Here is an 18,740-nt window from a genome sequence, read left to right as displayed (position 1 = left end):
GAGTTTCGTAACCCGCTGCCCCGCTGAGTCGTTTGATTTCGATCTGTCGCAGCAATACCAGTCTACCTACTGGTTTCATCGATCTAGGGTGGCTGAATGGTCACGCTGGAGGAGCTCGAAACCGATCCACATCCGGCCCTGGCGGCGCTGCGGCCGGTGGGATGGGTCGATGCTCTCGACAGTTGGGTAGTCGCGAGCCGCGACCTGGCGATGGCGGTGATGCGCGATCCGGACACGTTCACCGTGGACGATCCACGGTTCTCGACCGCCCAGGTGGTGGGGCCATCGATGCTGTCCCTGGATGGTGCGGCCCACAAGGCACATCGGGATCCGTTCGAGTCACCGTTCGGGCTCGCGGAGACCCGACGGCGGTTCACCGACGTCGTCCAGCAGACCGTGGACGAGTTGGTCGGGGTTCTCGAGCCGCCGTCTGCGGATCTGCGCCGTACCGTGGCCGGCCCGTTGTCAGTAGCGGTGGTGGCCTACTCGCTCGGCCTGCCGCCTGCCTCGGCCTCGACGGTGCTGGACTGGTACGCCGCGATCTCCGACTCGGTCACGGGCGTCTCGGCCGGACGCCAGGTGACTCCGGAGGGTGCCGAGGCATTCGCGCTGCTGCACGCACACGTTGCCTCAGGCATCGAGTCGACCGACTCCCTGATCGCGGCCGCGGCCCGCGCCGGGATCGGCGTGGACGACGTGGTCGCGAATGCGGCGGTCCTGATGTTCGGCGGGATCGAGACCACCGAAGGCATGATCACCAACGCGCTGTGGCATCTGCTGACCCACCCCGACCAACTCGCCCTCGTCCGCGCCGACCCGTCGCTCCTGCCCAACGCGATGGAGGAGTCACTCCGCCTCGAACCAGCCGCCGCCGTGGTCGACCGCTACGCCACCCGCGACGTCACTCTGGCCGGCGCACCGATTCGCCGAGGCGACCTGGTCACGGTGTCGCTGGCCGGCGCGGGCCGCGATCCTGCCGTGTTCCCGTCGCCCGACGAGTTCGACGTACGCCGTCCCAACGCCCGTCGCCATCTGGCCTTCGCCAGCGGCCCACACATCTGCTTGGGCATGCACCTGACCCGGCTCGAGGCGCTCACAGCACTCGACGCGCTGCTGCGGCTGCCCGGCCTGCGCCTCGATCCGTCATCGCCACCGCCGCGCGGTCTGGTCTTCCGCAAGCCGTCGGCCGTCAAGGTGTGGTGGGACGCCTGAGCACGAGCATCGCGGCCGGATAGACCGGCATCAGCCGGTCCGGATCGCGCTCCGCGTCGGCTGCGAAGCGTTCGAAACCGGGATCGAGCTCCTCCTGCGGCAGATGCTCGAACGTCGACAACGCCCGCAGACTCACGCGCTCGTAGCTCTCCCGGAGGGTACGAGGGTTCTCGGTGCTGACCCAGACCGGGTCGTCGGCGGCGAGCAGCCCGGCGGCGCGGGCCATGGTCGCGGCCTCGGCGACGGACCGGTACATCGCGGCGTCGACCTCGCGGGCGGACGGGAAGTAGTCGTACCAGAACAGATCCGGCATCTGGTCGGAGAACTGGCTGCGCAGGAACGCCACTCCCCCGGGCTTGAGTACGCGGTGGACCTCGGTGAGCGCCTTCTGCTGGTCGCGGTAGTGGTGGAAGGACAGGAACATCAGCACCCCGTCAACCGATGCCTCAGGCAACGGAATGTCCTCCGCGCCGCCCTTGAGGTAGGTGATGGCCGGGTGGGCGGCCGTCTCCGTGGCGATCTCCCGCATTCGGTCCGACGGCTCCACGCCGTACACGGGTCCATGGAACACGTCGGCAAGTCCTGGAGAGAGCCGGCCGGTCCCGCTACCCAGGTCGAGGAATGTCAGCGGCCGCTCCTCCGGCATGTACGCCGCGATGGCGGCGGTCCACCGCTGCACCTCGCTTGGTGACATCCCGCGCCCGGCGGTGTACACGCTGCTCAAACGACCGTCGTAGTCCACCATGGTTCGACCCTATGCCTTGCGGGGATCGCTGGTGCGGGACAGCGGCGGCGTCGCACAATGAGGCCATGACGGATCCGATGGCCGATCTCGACGCGGCCGAGACTCTCGTCGAGGTCGGGGATGTGGTCCGGCTCGAGGCCCGGCGACGCAGCGGCTCCCAGGGTGCGACCTTCGTACTGCGCGAGCACGACCGGTGCTTCTACGCCGACGAGGACGCGATCGCGCCGCTGTGGAAGGGCCAGCGCTTCCCGATCACTTCCTGCGTCAGCGGCTGGGCGATGCTGCACGACGAGATCGCGGTCGTTCCCGACATCGCCGTCGACGAACGCATCCCGCTGGAGGCGTACACCCCGACCTTCGTCCGCAGCCTCGTGATGGTCCCGGTCGGCTCCCCCACTCCGGTGGCGGCGATTGGCGCCTACTGGTCGCGGCGCTATCACGCCTCGCCGGAGCAGATCGACGGCCTGCAGACCCTGGCCGATCACGCCGCGAAGGCGATCCATCGCATCGGCTTGGACGACGCTCCCTGGGCGCCGACGTTCAGCAAGCACTGACGCTGTCGTCAGCCGAGGAAGACGTCGTACGTCAGGCGCAGGATCAGGGCTGCGACGACGACCAGGAAGATCACGCGGACGAAGCGACTGCCGCGGGCGACCGCGGTGCGGGCGCCGAGGAGACCGCCGAGCATGTTCGCGGCGCCCATGATCAGGCCGAGTTGCCACAGCGGTGCGCCGTGCAGCGCGAAGATGATGATCGCGCCGAGGTTCGTGGCGACGTTCGCGATCTTGGCCTTGGCGCTGGCCTGGAGGAAGTTGTAGCCGAGGAAGCCGACCAGCGCGAAGATCAGGAACGATCCGGTGCCCGGCCCGACCGCGCCGTCGTAGAAGCCGATCAGTACGCCGACGCCGCTCGCCGCGAGGTAGTGGTCGCGGCCGTCGAAGCGCAACGCCGTACGCGCTCCGAGTGACGGCTTCATCGCGGTGTAGACGGCGACGCCGACCAGCAGCACCAGCACGATCGGCTTGAACCAGGACATCGGGATCTTCGTCGCGACCAACGCTCCGGCCGCCGAGCCCAGACCGGCGAGGACGGCGAGCGGCAAGACGGTCCGGCGATCGGGCCGCACCTTCACGCCGAACGTCACCGCGCTGGTCGCCGTACCGCACAACGACGAGATCTTGTTGGTCGACAGGATCTGCGCGGGTGACGCGTTCGGCAGGCCGAGCAGCATCGCGGGCAGTTGCAGCAGTCCACCGCCCCCGACCACCGCGTCGATCCAGCCGGCCGAGAAGGCGGCGATCACCAGGAAGACCAGGGTCCACAACGAAACGTCAGGCACGGCGCCACCGCGGGCGGAAGAGCTTCACGGACCGATGATCAGGTAAGGGCGTTGTGCCGCTCAACCCTTACCGCGGGGAGTGAGAGACAAACCACTGCGGCGGTGCCAGAGTAGGCGGATGGCGTCCTCGATCCTGCCGCCCGAAGGCGAAGCGCTCGCCACCGGCTGGGAGCCGGACCTCGCTCCCGCCGACTCGCTCGTCCGGCAGGCTGTGCTCGCGCACGCTTCGTGGGCGACCGACGCCGCTCGGCGAGCGGGCAAGCCCTGGTACGACGGCGACAGCTGGGCCGGCAGCGTCCTCGGCGACAGCGGCCCGATGACGAACTGGGTCATCCAGAAGCAGCCGGTCGATCCGGCCGAGGTGATCCTCGAGGCGGCCCGGGAGCTGCCGAACAACGTGCCGTACCTGTTCGTCAGCCCGTGGCCCACCCGCGACCTGCGCGAGCACGGCCTCGCCCTCGCCGGCCACCCGCCGCTGATGGTCCACCTCCCGATGACCGAGATCATCCCGCCGACCACGGACGTCGACATCCGCCAGGTCACCGACGCCGCCGGACTCGCCGAAGCCGAGCGCGTGCTGATCGAGGGCTACCCGCTCCCCGAGCTGCAACCGGTCCGGGCCGGGTGCATGTACGACGCGTCGTTCCTCGAGGGATCCACGGTCTGGGTCGGGTATGACGGCGAGGTACCGCTCGCGACGTCGACGGCGCACAGTGCCGCGGGTGTCACGATCGTCGAGAACGTCGCGGTGATGCCGGCTGCCCGCGGTCGTGGCGCCGGTGCGGGCATCACCTGGGCCGCGACCAAGCACCACGACCAGCCCGCCGTACTGATCGCGTCCGACAACGGCCAGCCCGTGTACCAGCGCCTCGGCTACCTCCGCCTCGAACGCTGGACGGTCTGGGTACGGCCGTGACCGGTCGGCGCGGGACAATGGCGGCGTGAAGTTCTTGCTGCTGATCCACAACAACCCCGAAGCACTGGACGGGCTCAGCCCCGAGAAGAGGCTCGAGCTGATCGGGGGTCGCGACTTCCTCCTCGACCAGGTGCGTGAGCTGCGGGAGAACGGGGAACTCCTGACGATCCTCGCTCTCGAGCCACCGTCGGAGACCAAGTCAGTCAAGGTGACGGCGGGGACGCCGGTGATCTCGGACCGGCCGTTCCTGGAGACCAAGGAGTTCCTCGCCGGAGCGCTCATGGTCGAGTGCGCGTCGATGGACCGGGCACTCGAGATCGCGGCCGGCATACCGTTCGCGGCCCTGCTGCCGATCGAGGTCCGCCCGGTGCGGGAGCTCGACGACGAGGCTCTCGCCGCGCTGTCCCGGGAGCGGTGAGCTCCACGCACAACGCTGCCGAGGTAGACCTCGAGTCCGCGATCCGCGCCGGCGCACCGAAAGCACTGGCCGCGCTGCTCCGGCGCTACGGGACGTTCGACCAGTGCGAGGACGCCGTTCAGGAGGCGCTGCTCGAGGCGTTCGTCCAGTGGCGGGCGAACGGCGTACCGGAGAAACCGGTCGGATGGCTGGTCAGCGTCGCGACCCGGCGGCTGATGGACGGCTGGCGGCGGGACAACGCCCGGCGGCAGCGCGAGGTCAACGACCATCTGCGTACGCCGTTGGTGGAGGAGGACCACGTCCAGGACACCGACGACACGCTGCGGCTGCTCGTGCTGTGCTGCCACCCGGCGCTGACGCCGGCGTCGCAGATTGCGTTGACGCTGCGGTCGGTCGGCGGCCTGACCACGGCCGAGGTGGCGGCCGCGCTGCTGGTCGGCGAGACGATCGTGGCGCAGCGGATCAGCCGGGCCAAGCGAACGATCAAGGATTCCGGCGCGCGCTTCGAGCTGCCCAGCGGGCCGGAGTACGACGAACGTCTGCGCGCCGTACTGCATGTGCTCTACCTGATCTTCAACGAGGGGCACACCGCGAGCGCCGGCGACGACCTGCAGCGGTTGGACCTGGCGGCGGAGGCACTCCGGATCACGCGCATGCTGCGCCGGGCCGCTCCCGACGCCGATGAGGTGACTGGCCTGCTGGCACTGATGATCCTCACGCACGCACGGCGTGACGCCCGGACCGGTTCTGGCGGTGACCTCGTCCCGGCCGACCGGCAGGACCGTTCCCGCTGGCACGCGGACGAGATTGCCGAGGGCACGGCGCTCGTCGAGGCGGCGCTGGCCTCGGGACCTGTCGGCCCGTATCAGCTCGAGGCGGCGATCGCCGCCGTACACAGTGAGGCCGACTCCGTCGAGACCACCGACTGGGAGCAGATCGCCGGCCTGTACCGGATCCTCGCCGAGGTCGATCCAGGCCCGATGGTGACGCTCGGCTCCGCGGTCGCGGTGGCGATGACCGAGGGGCCGCAGGCAGGGATCGACCTCGTCGAAGGCCTTGCCGGCGACCGGTACCTCGGTGACCACCACCGTCGGCTGTCGGTGCTCGCACATCTCCAGGAGCTTGCGGGGCGGCCAGATCTGGCCCGTGGGCACTATCTGGCCGCACTCGACCGCACCCGCAACACCGCGGAGCAGAACTATCTCCGCGAGCGCATCACCCGCCTCACCCTCTGACGGCCGGGGGCACGGTCAGGGTGGTGCGGAAGACGTCGGCCGGATCGACCGTCTGCTTCAGCGCCGCGAGCCGGGCTCGATGCGGTCCCGGGTAGCAAAGGTCGAGGTCGGCCGCCGTCGGGTCGGACAGGAAGTTCAGATACGCGCCCTCCGGCAGCAGTTCGCTCCAGAGCCCCTCGAACCCCTCGATCTGGTCTCCGTGCAGCTCGGTCGATCCGATCAGTACGGCGTTGACCATGAACCGCGCGTCGCGATGAGCGAACGCGTTGGCGTCACGAGCGACCCGTCCGAACTCACCACCGAGCGCCCGGACCTCCACCGCCATTGCCGGCAACTGCAGTCGGGCGTCGGCCAAGCGCTCGCCCAGGTCCGGCGACCACGCGTCGAACAGCCCGTTGCGGTTGCGCGGAGTCCAGCCCGGAGGCATCGGCTCGTCCGCCAGCACCTGCGCGTACGGCACCTCCGTCACCGTGTCGGTCAGCACTGTCCCGAGGCTTCGCAACGGAGCCAGGATCTCCTCACGCCCGGCCGCCTCGCCGGCGACGCACACCTTGATGGCGATCGGAGCCTGGCGGTCCGCGACCATCGTCGGCGGCAGTTGGACCGACGCCGTCAGTTCTTCCGGTGCGACGGCCATGTGGTCCGCCCAGCCGGACAGCACCTGATCCGCCTGCGTCCACGGAAACAGCAGGCTGCCGAAGAGCACCGTCGGCTGATGTACGGCGCTGATGTCGTAGGAAGTCACCACGCCGAGACCCCCGGCCGCGCCGAGCAGGCCCCAGAACAACTCCGGCTCGTGGGTCGCGTCAACACGGCGGACCGAACCGTCCGCGGTCACCACCTCGGCTGACTGGACGCTGTCGATGGCCAGGCCATGCCGACGTACCATCCAGCCGATGCCGCCACCGGCCATCAGCCCGCCGACTCCGACGCCGGCCGTGTCGCCGGACGAGATCGCGTGGCCGGTCTTCGCCAGGTACGCCGCGACCGTGCCCCAGGTCGCGCCGGTGCCGATCCGGAACGTGGCCCTCTCGCCAGGTCCCTCCGACAGGAGTACAACGTCGTCCAACGGCCGGACGTCGATCACGACACCGCCTTCGTTGGTGCCGAACCCGGCCATGTGGTGGCCGCCGCTCCGCACCGCTACCGCGAGGTCGTTGGCCTCGGCGTACTCAAGCGCGGCCGCGGCGTCGGCGGCGCTTGCGCACCGGACGACCACCGCCGGCCGCCCTTGTCTGGTGAGTGTGCTATTCGCGGTCTGGTAGCCGGTATCGGCTTCGGTCAGGACTTCGCCGGTCACCGCGGCCCGCAGGGTCTCGATCCCGCGCGTCACCCGAACCGCAGGAGTATTCGTCATCGTTCGCCCCTCGTGGATCACAGACACCCCTCGTGGGCGTCTCCTCCAGGGATCGGAGCGAACCTTCGTTCCTCGACATCGATCAGCAAAGAATGTTCGGGCGACTCTCAATCCTCGGAGCCGACGAGTTGCAGGTGGAGCTCGTCGAGGTGGTGCCGGGCGTCGTCGTCCGCGGTCCAGTCGTTCAGCGGACGGTCGCCGCGCTGCCGGGGCACGAGGTGGAAGTGCAGGTGGAAGACCTCCTGGCCCGCCGCCGCACCGTTCGCCTGGAGGACACTGACCCCATCTGCAGGCAGGTGCTTCAAGAGAATCCGGGTGGTCGCTTGCAGAGCCTGCCCGATCGCGGCCATCGCATCGGGGGCGCCCTCGGCGCTCAGATCAGGAACATGCCGGCGAGGGACGACGAGCGTGTGCCCGGCCCGCAGAGGCCGGATGTCCAGGAACGCGCAGGCGTGCTCGTCCTGGTACACGAACCGCGCCGGCAGCCGGCCGGCCACGATGCCGCAGAACACACACGAGTCGTCCATGGATCCCCCAGGAAGCACGCCGGCCTCACTCCTGGGGAGCGAAGCCGGCGACCGATCAGCTGCGGACAGTGGCGACCAGGTGGTCGACGACCTCGGCGACCGGGATGTCGGCGCGCTCGCCCGTACGGCGGTCCTTGACCTCGATGGTGCCGTCCACGAGACCCTTGCCCACCACGGCGATCGTCGGGATGCCGATCAGCTCGGCGTCCTTGAACTTCACGCCCGGCGACACCTTCTCGCGGTCGTCGTACATCACCGACAGACCGCGGGACTCCAGCTCGGCGGCGATCTCGGCCGCCTTCGTGAACACCTCGGAATCCTTGCCGGTGGCAACGAGGTGGACGTCGGCGGGAGCGATCTCGCGCGGCCAGACCAGTCCGAGCTCGTCGTGGTTGCCCTCGGCGATAGCGGCCACCGCGCGGGTCACGCCGACACCGTACGACCCCATCGTCACGGTGACGAGCTTGCCGTTCTGGTCCAGCACCTTCAGGTCCAGCGCCTCGGCGTACTTGCGGCCGAGCTGGAAGATGTGGCCCATCTCGATCCCGCGCGCCGACTCCAGCGGACCCGAACCGTCGGGCGCCGGGTCACCGTCGCGCACCTCGGCGGCCTGGATCGTGCCGTCGGCGGTGAAGTCGCGGCCGTGCACCAGGTCCATGACGTGGAAGCCGGGCTTGTCCGCACCCGTCACCCACGCCGATCCCTCGGCGATCCGGGGGTCGAGCAGGTAGCGGATGCCGGACGTGTTCTCCGCACCGAGCACGCCAGGACCGATGTAGCCCTTCGCCAGCGAGGGGTGCTTCTCGAAGTCGGACTCCTCGAAGGCGACCACCTCGGCGGGCTCGAGTTGCGCGCCGAGCCGCTTCTCGTCGATCGCGCGGTCGCCGGGCACGCCGATGGCCAACGGCTCACGGGATCCGTCGGGGTGCACGAGCATGACGAGCACGTTCTTCAGCGTGTCCGCGGCGGTCCAGGCCCGGCCGTCGCTGCGGGCGTGCTTCGCGTTCATCGCGTCGACGAGCGTGTCGATGGTGGGCGTGTCCGGAGTGTCGACCACCTCGGCCGCCGGCACCGCCGACGCGTCCACGGCCTCGGCCTGCGGGACCACGACCGCCTCGACGTTGGCGGCGTACCCACCGGGCGAGCGCACGAAGGTGTCCTCGCCGTTCTCCGCGATCGCAAGGAACTCCTCCGACCGCGATCCGCCCATCGCACCGGACATCGCCTTGACGATCACGTAGTCGAAGCCGAGCCGGTCGAAGATGTTGATGTACGCCTTGCGGTGCAGCTCGTACGACGCGGCGAGACCGTCGTCGTCGATGTCGAAGGAGTAGGAGTCCTTCATCACGAACTCGCGCCCGCGCAGCACCCCGGCCCGCGGCCGCGCCTCGTCGCGGTACTTGTTCTGGATCTGGTAGATCGACAGCGGGAGATCCTTGTACGACGAGTAGAGCTCCTTCACGACCAGCGTGAACATCTCCTCGTGCGTCGGCCCGAGCAGCATGTCGGCGCCCTTGCGGTCCTTCAGCCGGAAGATGTTCGGCCCGTACTCGGTCCAGCGGCCGGTCGCCTCGTAGGGCTCGCGGGGCAGCAGCGCCGGGAACACCAGCTCCTGGGCGCCGATCGCGTCCATCTCCTCGCGCACGATCCGTTCGACGTTGCGCAGCACTCGCAGCCCCAGCGGGAGCCAGGTGTAGATGCCGGGCGCGGTCCGCCGGATGTACCCGGCGCGGACGAGCAGCTTGTGGCTCGGGACCTCCGCGTCCGCCGGGTCCTCGCGAAGGGTGCGGAGGAACATCGACGACATACGCAGAATCACGGGAGTCTCCAAAAGCACTACGAAGGGACGAATGGAACAACGGACGTCACAGAGGATATCCGCCCCGGGACAGTGCTCCCACCACGTTATCCACAGGTTTGGGGCTGGCGGCGACCACCCGGGGCCGGATGGTCGCCTGCGGGAGCTCCCTCGATCAGGCCTCCGGGTCGTAAATCTCCGGGACTAGCCGACGGTAATCGGGAGTTTGCCGTATGGCGTTGCGGCGGCCTGGGCGGCGTACAGCAAGGCTGGTTTCAGCGTCGGCCAGAACATCGACGTCATGCACGAGTACGCCGGCAGGAAGCCGCCGCACGAGCCGCCGTCCGGCCCGATCTCGAACGTGTACGACGGGACGCCACGGGTGCCGTACAACCAGTCGTCCGTCGCCCCCGGCGCGAAGTATCCGACCCCGCCGTCGCCGGTCGACACCGGATAGCCGGTCAGCGCACCCATCTTCTTGCCCAGGGCAACCAAAGCGGCCTTGTTCGGCGCGTCGTTGTTGGTGTAGCCCCACGGCGCCAGGATGTCGTTGCCGAAGCTGTGCAGGGTGAGGAAGACACCGGTCGTACTCGCGGCGGCCGGGTCGTCGATGTCGCCCTTGGTGTCGGCGAAGAGCTTGTCGAGCAGACCCTGGATCGCCATCGTCTCCGGCTCCGACAGCGCCTTCGCACCCGGGTACGTCTCGTCGCACGGCCCGCCCTCGTTGACGTTCCACTGGAACGACGAGTTGCGGTTCAGGTCCACGCCGGCATCGGACGCGGGACAACCGCCGGCGCTGTCGTCGACGTTCTTGCGCTGCAGGATCGGCCGGTCCGGGTTCGACGCGACCACGTCGACGCCGTCCGGATTCGCCATCGGCACGACCCACAGCTCACGGGTGTCCATCAGCTGGGTGATCTCGGGGTCCGTGCCATATGACGAGACCAGCAGGTCGATCCATTGGTACGCCGTCTCGCCGGTCACCAGTTCGCGCGCGTGGATCTGCGTGTGCAGCACGAACTTCGGCTTCTTCCCGGTGCTGTTCAGCGCACAGTCGCTTGCGGCCAGCTTCGTGATGCACAGGGCCTGGATGTCGTGCCCACCCTGTCCCTGCGCCTTCAGCCACGAGTCGCCGATGTCGTACAGCTTCACCAGGTCGGGGTGCGCCGCGGCGACGGCAGCGTCGTGCTGCTCGTGTCCGGCGGCCGTGTGATAGCCGCCGTAGTACGTCGCTCCCCCGGGCTCGGACCGCGGTACCGGGTGATACACGTCCCCGGTCTTCCCCAGTACGACGCCTCGTGCGCGTAAGCGATCGGCCTCGGCCTGAGTCGCTACGACCGTCGGCCGGGTGCCATGCGTGACGTCGTACCCGTCCTTGATCAGGTCGGCGACCGTCAGACCGGTGGGCAGGCGCATCGAGTAGTACGAGAGATCGGGTGGAGCGGCGGCGGAGACGCTGGTCAGCGAGACCAGGACCAGGGCAAGGCTGCACAGGGCAACGACAAGCCTTCGCATGCTGTGGGATTCCTTCCGCGGGGCGGGGCGGCGTAGAGACTCAGCCAATCCCACCCGCGGTCACCGCACTATCACGGAGAGCACGCAGTATCAGAACAAGATCGTCGCGAACGTCTCGATGGTGCGGAAGCCGACCCGCTCGTACGCGGCCCGGGCCGGCGCGTTGAACGCGTTGACGTACAGCGTCACCACCGGCGCGATCTGCCGCGCCAGCTCGACCACCGCGGCCATGCCCGGCGCGGCCAGTCCGCGGCCGCGGAACTCCGGATCGACCCACACCCCCTGGATCTGGCACACGCCGGTCCCGACCGATCCGACCTCGGCCTTGAACACGACCCGGCCGTCCTCGATCCGCGCGAACGCACGCCCCGCCCGGATCAGCTCCGCCACCCGGGACCGGTAGAACGTCCCGTCCGGCCCGGTCTGCGGCGGTACGCCGACCTCCTCGGTGTACATCGCCACGCAGGCCGGGTAGAGGATCGGCAGCTCGACCGGTTCGACCGCGCGGACCAGCGGATCCGGGGCGATCAGCGGCGGGTCCTCGATGACCATGAACGGCTGGTTGTCGCGCACCTCGCGGGCCGGACCCCAATGCGGCTCGAGCGCCGTCCAGAGTTGCTCGACCTCACGGGCCGGTCCGAGGATCTGGAAGCAGTTCCGGCCGCGACGCAACGCGTACGCCGCGAACGCGCGCAGTGCCGCGTCGTCCGCGCCCACCGGCACCATGTTCCCTCCCGCATGGCACAGTGCCTCGAGTCCGCCCTTCTCGACGTACCCCCAGACCTCGGCACCGCGCCGTGGATCGAGTCCGGACGCCTGCACCAGGCTGTCCACGAACACGTTGACCACCGGGTCGCGAGCGATCACGGCGCGCGCCGCCGCGAGGTCACGAGGACCGAGAACCCGTACGCCCACGCGCAGAACCTAGCGGATGATCCTGCGATCAGCATGCAACGGGGCGTCGGCGGGCCGGTTCAGGCCACTGCCTCCTGGTGCCCGGCCGCGATCCGGCGCAGTGGCGACGTCCAGGCCACGGCTACTGCGACGAAGATGAAGCATCCCATCACCACCATGGAGGTCCGGATGCCGTAGCGGTTGCCCAGCACACCGCCGACCACCGATCCGAACGTCCAGCCCACACCCCACGACAGCATCCGGGCGGCCGTGTTGACCCGGCCCAGCAAGTGCTCCGGCGTCACCTGCTGGCGGTACGAGACTGTGTTCACGATGACCAGCACGTACGCCGATCCCCACACGAGCAGTGCGATCGCGGCCAACTCCCAGCTCGGCGCCAGTGGCGTGATGACCCCGAGCAGGGCCGAGAACGGCAGTGCGTAGAGCGTGATCGCGGCCGGCGACATCCGCTTCAGCAGCCGGGGCAGTCCGACCGCTGCGATCAGTCCGCCGATCCCCCAGGTCCCCCACACGAGTCCGAACCGCAGTCCCGACGTACCGACGTGCAGAACCCGGTCGCACCACACCACCATCAGTGCCATGAATCCACCGCCGGCGAAGGACTGCAGGCTGCCGACGATCGTCATCGTCCGCACTCCGGCGTGCCCGACCAGGTAGCGCAATCCTTCGGCGATGTCGGCGAGGACCACCCGCGTCCGCAGCGGCTGCTGTCCGTCCCGCTGCACGGACATCGCCCGGATGATTCCGCGGACCGCGAGGGCCGACCCGACGAAGCTCAGTGCGTCGAGGGTGAGCAGGCTGGCCGGATTCAGCACCGCCAGCGACAGACCGGCCAGGGGTGGGACGAACAACTCGATCAGGCTGGACGCCGTCCAGACCACCGAGTTCGCCTGCGCCACTCGGGCCCGGCCGACGAGCACTGGCAGGGCACCGAAGTTCGCGCCGTCGAAGAACGTGTAGACGCTCTGCACCAGGAAGGCCACCACGAGCACGTGCGCCACAGTCAGTACGTCGAGCAGATGCGCGACCGGGACCGAGCCGACCAGCACTGCGTTCACCAGGTCGGAGTTGACCATCACCCGACGCCGGTTCCACCGGTCGGCGAGTGCGCCGGCGAACAGACCGGTCACCAGGTACGGCGCTGCTTCGAGCGCGGACACCAGTGCGGTGAGGACCGTCGAGCCACTCAACCGGTAGACCAGCACCGGCAATGCGATCGCGGTGACCATCGACCCGGTGATGGATAGCGCCCGGGCGAGCCAGTACCGCCGGAAGTCAGGATCGTCCCGCAGCCGGTCGGGCATCGTCGTCGTCATGCGCGGCACTCTGCAACTTCAAGCCGTCTGGAGGTCAAGGCTCATCCACATCAGTTCGACGCCGAGATCGCGGTCCGGGGTCTTCGGTGCCTCGCGGAATCCGTTGGCCCGGTAGAAGCCGATCGCCTTGTCGTTGCCGACCAGGACGTCCAGCACAAGTTCCGGCGTACCCTCCGGCAAGGCCTTGACGGCCGCGTCGAGAAGCGCCTTGCCGACGCCCTTCCCCTGGTGGTCCGGCAGGACGTAGAGCTTCCACATCACCCAGAAGTCGCCCTCACGGCCGAGGCCGACGATCCCGATCAACTGCTCGCCTTCGGCCGCGACCAGGGTGATGCCGTTGCGGATGCCGCGCTCGACCGCCTCCGGCGACCACCACTGCGCGAGTCCGTCGGTGATGAACTCGTCCGACACCAGACCGGCGTACGCGACCGGCCAGGTCACCAGCCCGATCTGCCGGATCGCCTCGACGTCACCGACCTCGGCCCGTCGGACCGTGATCATCCGTGCACCACCATCGGCAGCCCGTCCGGATCCACGACCTCGAGCGTGTCGCCGGTCCGCGTCGCCTGATAACCGGCGTCCGTCAGCCGTCGCAGTACCGCGGCCAGATCCTCGCTCGTCGACAGATCCATCCGCACGCCCTCCTTCTCCCCTGGGCCGAAGTACACCTTCTGCCGAGTCCCGAGGAGGTCGAGGATCTGCGTCCAGCCCGCCTGGTCCGTGTCGGTCAGGTACGGCGTGACGCTCCAGCGCTCGTCCGGTGGCGTCTCGTTGAGCCGGTAGCCGTACAGGTCCTCGCTACGCTCGTCGACCCACAACTTCGTCCCGTTCGGGGCGATCGCCGACAGGACCCGGCCATACGCCTCGTCCCAGATCGACACGTCGGCGTACCCGGCATCGTCCAGCGTCGCCTTCAGCGCGTCGAGGTCCTCGGCCTCGAAGACCAGGTCCGTCTGCCCCGGCCGGCCACCGGTTGAACTGGTGGCGGCGTCGTGCAGCGCGATCATCCCCTGCCCCGCGAGCATCACCGCCCACCCTCCCCGCTCGGACTCGATCCGGGCCGTCAGGCCCACAGTCTCCAGGAACGCCCGCATCGCGTCCACGTCATTCGTGAACCGCAGCGGCCGGATCACCACGCCAGTCATCCCCGCGCCTCCCCATGCTTGTCCAGGTACTCCGTCAGGGCCTGCTCCACCAGTGCGGACAGGCTTGCCGCCTCGTCGATCGCCTTGTGCTTCACCCGGCGGACCAACGCGGGCGGCAGGTACACGTTGAACTGCACCTTCTTGCCGCCGTCATCGTTCATGGCTATATTGCTAGCATCCTAGACAGCTACCAGTCAACGGAGGAGTACGACGATGAACCTCAGCTTCGACCACCTGGGCCTGCTCTCCGACACGAACGCGAAGAACCAGGACCTGGCCGACTTCTTCTCCGGTGTGCTCGGCCTGGAGATCTCGGGCAACGCCGGCGACGGGTACGCCGAGGTGAAGGCCGGCGCGATCACGATCGCACTGCACACCGGCGCGATGACCGACGACTTCGGTGCGCATGGCGGGACACTGCTGCAGTTCCGCAGTGATGACGTGCGGGCCGACATCGAGGAGATCCGCGGCCGCGGCGGGAAGGTCGTACTCGAGCCGGTCGACACTGACTGGGGCACGGCGTCCGCGTACGTCGCCGGCCCGCACGGCGTACTGGTGGAGCTCTACAAGTTCAACTGACCCGAGGGCGCGAGCGCGTCGTCGAGTTCTTTGTTCAGTTTGGCGCGGGGGCGCGCGCCGACGACGGACCAGATCACCTCGCCGCGGTGGAACAGCATCAGCGTGGGCAACGCCATCACGCGGTAGCGGGCGGAGATCTCCGGGTTCTCGTCGGAGTTCAGCTTCACCACGGTGAGTTGGTCCGCGCGTTCGGCCGCGACCTGGGCCAGCAGCGGGGCGATCTGGTGGCAGGGCGGGCACCACTGTGCCCAGAAGTCCACCAGCACCGGCTTGTCCGAGCGCAGTACGACCTCGTCGAAGGTCGCCTCGTCGACCGCTTGCAGGTCAGTCATAGTTGCTTCATCCTCCAGTTCTCGGCATCGGACAGGAGGTCGGTGAGCCGGGCCCGCAGGTCGGTGAGTTCGCTGATCCGCTGGTCCACTTCCGCGATCCGGGTCCGGTACGCCGTCAGCGACGCCGGGCAGACGTCCGCCCGTTCGTTGCCGGCCCGCAGGCACTCGATGAACGGGTACGTCTGCTCCGCGGTCAGCCCGAGGCTCAGCAACGCCTTCACCTCGCGCACCACGACCACGTCGTCCGGCTCGTACGTCCGGTACCCGTTGGCCTCGCGCCGGGGTTTGAGCAGTCCCTGCGACTCGTAGTACCGCACCGCCTTGACCGTCACTCCAGCCTCGGCCGCCAGATCGCTGATCCGCATCCCGCCTCCTTCACTCCGACGCTAAACCTTGCCCCCAGGGTCAAGGTCAAGCCAGGATAGCCCGCATGCATCTCGGCACCTTCCGCACCGCGGACCTGGCCCCCGGCGGACGCATGCTCGAACGCACGGCGGTCCGCGGCGCCCTGTTCCGCGGCCCGGAACTCCTGCTGCTCGCGTCCCGCCACGGCGACTACAAGTTCCCCGGTGGCGGGGTGGAACCGGGCGAGTCGTTCACGAATGCCCTGCAGCGGGAGTTTCACGAGGAGTGCGGGTACGTCGATGTTGCTGTCGGCACCGAACTCGGCACGACCCGGGAGGAGGTGCCGGCGATCGAGGCGGCGTACGACGTCTTCGGGATGACCTCGCACTACTTCTCATGCACGGGTGGGGCGGCTACTGGCGGGCAGGATCTTGAGGGGTACGAGGCGGAGCTGGAGCTCACGCCGGAGTGGGTCACGGTGGACGATGCGCTCGCGGCCAACCGGGCTGTGCTGGCCAGCGGGGTCGGCGTGATGCGGTGGCTGGTGCGGGAGATCGCCGTACTGGAGTGGCTCAGCGCACGTAGTCGCTGACCCACTCCCCCAGGACCTTCGCGCTGGCATCCACGAGCGCCGGCCAGTCGAGTGCTGCCTCGTCGGCCGAGTCCGACACATGCTTCACGACCCGCACCGGTACGCCGTACTCCCGGCAGGCGTAGACGACGCCGTACGCCTCCATGTCCACCAGATGCGCCTGCTCAGCCAGCCGCGCCCGCACCTCCGGGTCGGTCACGAACACGTCCCCCGACGCCAGCACCGTCCCGTCCCCACCCTCGACGTGCAACGCCTCCTGCGGATCAAGCCCGATCGCCCGAATCGCGTCGGCATTCAGATCGTGATTGATCACCGTGCTAGGCAGGTACACCCCCGAAAGCCCGTCCCTCAAAGCTCCCGTAGTCCCCACATTCAGCACCACCAACTCCGACGTATCCCGCCCCGCCAACATCCGCGAGGTAGCCACCGCCGCCGCAGTCTTCCCCACCCCAGTCACCACCACGTCCACCCCCGCCGGCACATACCGAACCTCCCCCACCACAGCACTAACCACCACAAACTCGGTCACCTCAGAGCGATCCCTTCGGCGCAACCCACTCCACCGGCTGCCCAGTGATCTTCGCAATCCGCTCGTAGTCCTCGTCGTAATGCAAAACAGTGAGCCCCGCCAGTTCAGCGGTCGCGGCAATGATCAGATCCGGCAGCCGGAAGTGTCGATGCTGACTCTTCGTCGCGAGCTCACGATGTACCTCGAGGGCGCGATCCATCGCCTCGCTGGTCGTGTCCACCCACCGCTGACCGTGAACCGCTCCCCACAGCCGCTCGTACCACTGGGGGTCGGGAGCGTTGTTCAGATACTCCAGCGCGGTCATCTGACATGCCGCGAGCCTGCCTTCGACCAGCAAGGACTGGAATCTCCGGAACACCACGTCTGATCGCGCCTGGTGGACATAGACCGAGGTGTCCGCCAGGTACACGGCTCCAGCCATCATGCGGTGCGGTCCTCCCGAGCACGCTCGGCCAGCCCGTCGAGGTCGCGACCGCCGCCGTAGCCGAAAGCCTCAGCCGACCGCGAGAAATCCATCGGAGCGCTCGCGAACACCTCCGCGATCTCTCGGCCACGCCGGCGGACGGCGAACTCATGCAGGGCCGCGTTGATCGTCGCAACTTTGCTGTCGGTGCCCAGTTCAGCCCGAGCGGCGTCCAGCCACTCGTCGTTCACGTCTACGGAGATGCGCGTCATGCGACCAAGAGTACACCAAGATCACTCGGTCGCAGGCACCAAAATCAGGGCTTGTCTTGCACCAGATCTTTGCTGGTCTTGGTGCGGTCAGCCGGCGGTGACGGTGGGGGTGCCGGGCTCTACCGGGTCGCCCATTTCTTCGGCTATGCGCATGGCTTCTTCGATCAGGGTCTCGACGATGGCGGCTTCGGGGACGGTCTTGATGACCTCGCCCTTGACGAAGATCTGGCCCTTGCCGTTGCCGGAGGCGACGCCGAGGTCGGCCTCGCGGGCCTCGCCGGGGCCGTTCACGACGCAGCCCATGACCGCGACGCGGAGCGGGACCTCCATCCCCTCCAGGCCGGCGGTGACCTGCTCGGCCAGGGTGTAGACGTCCACCTGGGCGCGGCCGCACGACGGGCAGGAGACGATCTCGAGCTTGCGCTCGCGCAGGTTCAGCGACTGCAGGATCTGCAGGCCGACCTTGACCTCCTCGACCGGCGGGGCGGACAGCGAGACCCGGATCGTGTCGCCGATGCCCTTGGACAGCAGCGCACCGAACGCGACCGACGACTTGATCGTGCCCTGGAACGCCGGACCGGCCTCGGTCACGCCGAGGTGCAGCGGCCAGTCGCCGCGCTCGGCGAGCAGTTCGTACGCCCGGACCATGATGACCGGGTCGTTGTGCTTGACCGAGATCTTGAAGTCGTGGAAGTCGTGCTCCTCGAACAGCGACGCCTCCCAGACCGCGGACTCGACCAGCGCCTCCGGAGTGGCCTTGCCGTACTTCTCCAGCAGCCGCTTGTCCAGTGAGCCCGCGTTCACACCGATCCGCAGTGACGTGCCGTGGTCCTTCGCGGCGGCCGCGATCTCCTTCACCTGGTCGTCGAACTTGCGGATGTTGCCCGGGTTCACCCGGACCGCCGCACAGCCCGCCTCGATCGCGGCGAACACGTACCCCGGCTGGAAGTGGATGTCGGCGATGACCGGGATCTGCGAGTGCTGCGCGATCTCCGCCAGCGCGTCGGCGTCCTCCTGCCGCGGACAGGCGACCCGGACGATGTCGCAGCCGGCCGCGGTCAGCTCGGCGATCTGCTGCAGCGTCTTGTTGACGTCGTTGGTCGGGGTCGTCGTCATCGACTGCACCGACACCGGCGCGTCACCGCCCACCAGCACCTTGCCCACCTTGATCTGGCGGGTCTTGCGGCGCGGGGCAAGGGTCGGCGGCGGCAGCGCGGGCATGCCCAGGTTGATGCTCATGTGTCCTTAAC

Annotated in this window: 24 protein-coding genes; 7 read left to right on the top strand and 17 right to left on the bottom strand. The window is 68.6% G+C overall.

The genetic code is table 11. The features are described from left to right. The first annotated feature begins 96 nt into the window (after nucleotides 1-96). Nucleotides 97-1,212, top strand: coding sequence for a cytochrome P450 (locus E0H73_RS04930; RefSeq protein ID WP_131351824.1), 1,116 nt, complete (start codon nucleotides 97-99; stop codon nucleotides 1,210-1,212). Here the strand turns inward: E0H73_RS04930 and E0H73_RS04925 are convergent. Continuing rightward, the gene (locus tag E0H73_RS04925) at nucleotides 1,190-1,957 is read right to left on the bottom strand and encodes a class I SAM-dependent methyltransferase (protein ID WP_131351821.1); all 768 of its coding nucleotides are present in this window, start codon (nucleotides 1,955-1,957) and stop codon (nucleotides 1,190-1,192) included. The genes E0H73_RS04930 and E0H73_RS04925 overlap by 23 nt on opposite strands. 65 nt (nucleotides 1,958-2,022) lie before the next feature. On the opposite strand from E0H73_RS04925, the gene E0H73_RS04920 reads away from it, so the two are divergent. Further along, nucleotides 2,023-2,511, top strand: coding sequence for a GAF domain-containing protein (locus tag E0H73_RS04920; protein WP_131351818.1), 489 nt, complete (start codon nucleotides 2,023-2,025; stop codon nucleotides 2,509-2,511). An 8-nt stretch (nucleotides 2,512-2,519) separates the two neighbouring features. Here the strand turns inward: E0H73_RS04920 and E0H73_RS04915 are convergent, their stop codons facing one another. Beyond that, the gene (locus tag E0H73_RS04915) at nucleotides 2,520-3,296 is read right to left on the bottom strand and encodes a sulfite exporter TauE/SafE family protein (protein WP_131351815.1); all 777 of its coding nucleotides are present in this window, start codon (nucleotides 3,294-3,296) and stop codon (nucleotides 2,520-2,522) included. Nucleotides 3,297-3,414: 118 nt separating this feature from the next. On the opposite strand from E0H73_RS04915, the gene E0H73_RS04910 reads away from it, so the two are divergent. Genes E0H73_RS04910 through E0H73_RS04900 form a run of 3 tightly spaced genes read left to right on the top strand, consistent with a single transcriptional unit; the run spans nucleotide 3,415 to nucleotide 5,865 of the window. Beyond that, nucleotides 3,415-4,212 carry a DUF126 domain-containing protein gene (locus tag E0H73_RS04910; RefSeq protein WP_131351812.1) on the top strand — a complete coding sequence of 266 codons (798 nt, stop codon included), beginning with the start codon at nucleotides 3,415-3,417 and terminating at the stop codon, nucleotides 4,210-4,212. A 25-nt stretch (nucleotides 4,213-4,237) separates the two neighbouring features. Beyond that, the gene (locus E0H73_RS04905) at nucleotides 4,238-4,630 is read left to right on the top strand and encodes a YciI family protein (protein WP_131351809.1); all 393 of its coding nucleotides are present in this window, start codon (nucleotides 4,238-4,240) and stop codon (nucleotides 4,628-4,630) included. Next, nucleotides 4,627-5,865 carry an RNA polymerase sigma factor gene (locus tag E0H73_RS04900; protein ID WP_131351807.1) on the top strand — a complete coding sequence of 413 codons (1,239 nt, stop codon included), beginning with the start codon at nucleotides 4,627-4,629 and terminating at the stop codon, nucleotides 5,863-5,865. Before E0H73_RS04905 ends, E0H73_RS04900 begins: the two co-directional genes overlap by 4 nt. On the opposite strand, the gene E0H73_RS04895 is transcribed toward E0H73_RS04900, so the two are convergent. The 9 genes from E0H73_RS04895 to E0H73_RS04855 form a co-directional block, all read right to left on the bottom strand. Next, a complete protein-coding gene (locus tag E0H73_RS04895) occupies nucleotides 5,855-7,222 on the bottom strand; it encodes an FAD-binding oxidoreductase (protein ID WP_131351804.1) in 1,368 nt (455 codons plus the stop codon). The two genes, E0H73_RS04900 and E0H73_RS04895, sit on opposite strands and share 11 nt — an antisense overlap. A 107-nt stretch (nucleotides 7,223-7,329) precedes the next feature. Beyond that, nucleotides 7,330-7,749 (bottom strand): HIT family protein, encoded by a 420-nt coding sequence (locus tag E0H73_RS04890; protein WP_131351801.1) that lies wholly within the window; start codon nucleotides 7,747-7,749, stop codon nucleotides 7,330-7,332. Between the two features lie 55 nt (nucleotides 7,750-7,804). Beyond that, complete coding sequence (locus tag E0H73_RS04885) at nucleotides 7,805-9,568, bottom strand: proline--tRNA ligase (protein ID WP_131351798.1); 1,764 nt, start codon at nucleotides 9,566-9,568, stop codon at nucleotides 7,805-7,807. A 183-nt stretch (nucleotides 9,569-9,751) separates the two neighbouring features. After that, nucleotides 9,752-11,062, bottom strand: a complete 1,311-nt coding sequence (locus E0H73_RS04880) for a M14 family zinc carboxypeptidase (RefSeq protein ID WP_165555485.1) — start codon at nucleotides 11,060-11,062, stop codon at nucleotides 9,752-9,754. 90 nt (nucleotides 11,063-11,152) lie between these two features. Next, nucleotides 11,153-11,977, bottom strand: a complete 825-nt coding sequence (locus E0H73_RS04875) for a GNAT family N-acetyltransferase (protein ID WP_131351795.1) — start codon at nucleotides 11,975-11,977, stop codon at nucleotides 11,153-11,155. A gap of 59 nt (nucleotides 11,978-12,036) precedes the next feature. After that, on the bottom strand, nucleotides 12,037-13,293 hold the full coding sequence (locus E0H73_RS04870) for an MFS transporter (RefSeq protein ID WP_131351793.1): 1,257 nt from the start codon (nucleotides 13,291-13,293) through the stop codon (nucleotides 12,037-12,039). Nucleotides 13,294-13,311: 18 nt separating this feature from the next. Beyond that, a complete protein-coding gene (locus E0H73_RS04865; RefSeq protein WP_131351791.1) occupies nucleotides 13,312-13,794 on the bottom strand; it encodes a GNAT family N-acetyltransferase in 483 nt (160 codons plus the stop codon). Continuing rightward, nucleotides 13,791-14,438, bottom strand: coding sequence for a VOC family protein (locus E0H73_RS04860; RefSeq protein WP_131351789.1), 648 nt, complete (start codon nucleotides 14,436-14,438; stop codon nucleotides 13,791-13,793). Before E0H73_RS04860 ends, E0H73_RS04865 begins: the two co-directional genes overlap by 4 nt. Beyond that, on the bottom strand, nucleotides 14,435-14,599 hold the full coding sequence (locus tag E0H73_RS04855; RefSeq protein ID WP_131351787.1) for a ribbon-helix-helix domain-containing protein: 165 nt from the start codon (nucleotides 14,597-14,599) through the stop codon (nucleotides 14,435-14,437). Before E0H73_RS04855 ends, E0H73_RS04860 begins: the two co-directional genes overlap by 4 nt. Nucleotides 14,600-14,651: 52 nt before the next feature. Here E0H73_RS04855 and E0H73_RS04850 point away from each other — a divergent pair, with 52 nt between their 5' ends. Then, complete coding sequence (locus E0H73_RS04850) at nucleotides 14,652-15,017, top strand: VOC family protein (RefSeq protein WP_131351785.1); 366 nt, start codon at nucleotides 14,652-14,654, stop codon at nucleotides 15,015-15,017. On the opposite strand, the gene trxA is transcribed toward E0H73_RS04850, so the two are convergent. Together trxA and E0H73_RS04840 are read right to left on the bottom strand one after the other, a co-directional pair. After that, nucleotides 15,002-15,349 carry a thioredoxin gene (gene trxA, locus E0H73_RS04845; RefSeq protein WP_131351782.1) on the bottom strand — a complete coding sequence of 116 codons (348 nt, stop codon included), beginning with the start codon at nucleotides 15,347-15,349 and terminating at the stop codon, nucleotides 15,002-15,004. The two genes, E0H73_RS04850 and trxA, sit on opposite strands and share 16 nt — an antisense overlap. Beyond that, complete coding sequence (locus E0H73_RS04840) at nucleotides 15,346-15,714, bottom strand: MerR family transcriptional regulator (protein ID WP_131351780.1); 369 nt, start codon at nucleotides 15,712-15,714, stop codon at nucleotides 15,346-15,348. Before E0H73_RS04840 ends, trxA begins: the two co-directional genes overlap by 4 nt. A gap of 65 nt (nucleotides 15,715-15,779) precedes the next feature. On the opposite strand from E0H73_RS04840, the gene E0H73_RS04835 reads away from it, so the two are divergent. Then, a complete protein-coding gene (locus tag E0H73_RS04835) occupies nucleotides 15,780-16,286 on the top strand; it encodes an NUDIX domain-containing protein (protein ID WP_131351777.1) in 507 nt (168 codons plus the stop codon). Here the strand turns inward: E0H73_RS04835 and E0H73_RS04830 are convergent. The 4 genes from E0H73_RS04830 to ispG form a co-directional block, all read right to left on the bottom strand. Further along, nucleotides 16,267-16,755 (bottom strand): nucleosidase, encoded by a 489-nt coding sequence (locus E0H73_RS04830; protein WP_238163852.1) that lies wholly within the window; start codon nucleotides 16,753-16,755, stop codon nucleotides 16,267-16,269. The genes E0H73_RS04835 and E0H73_RS04830 overlap by 20 nt on opposite strands. A gap of 61 nt (nucleotides 16,756-16,816) precedes the next feature. Then, nucleotides 16,817-17,239, bottom strand: coding sequence for a PIN domain nuclease (locus tag E0H73_RS04825; RefSeq protein ID WP_131351772.1), 423 nt, complete (start codon nucleotides 17,237-17,239; stop codon nucleotides 16,817-16,819). Then, on the bottom strand, nucleotides 17,236-17,490 hold the full coding sequence (locus tag E0H73_RS04820; RefSeq protein ID WP_131351769.1) for a DUF2191 domain-containing protein: 255 nt from the start codon (nucleotides 17,488-17,490) through the stop codon (nucleotides 17,236-17,238). The genes E0H73_RS04825 and E0H73_RS04820 overlap by 4 nt, the downstream gene beginning before the upstream one ends. A gap of 87 nt (nucleotides 17,491-17,577) precedes the next feature. Further along, nucleotides 17,578-18,729: a flavodoxin-dependent (E)-4-hydroxy-3-methylbut-2-enyl-diphosphate synthase gene (ispG, locus tag E0H73_RS04815; protein WP_131351767.1), complete on the bottom strand. Its 1,152-nt coding sequence runs from the start codon at nucleotides 18,727-18,729 to the stop codon at nucleotides 17,578-17,580. Nucleotides 18,730-18,740 lie beyond the last annotated feature (11 nt).

Origin of the sequence: Kribbella pittospori, from assembly GCF_004331465.1 — a bacterium.
GTDB classification, from domain to species: Bacteria; Actinomycetota; Actinomycetes; order Propionibacteriales; family Kribbellaceae; genus Kribbella; species Kribbella pittospori.
This window is presented reverse-complemented; position numbering and strand designations above follow the sequence as displayed.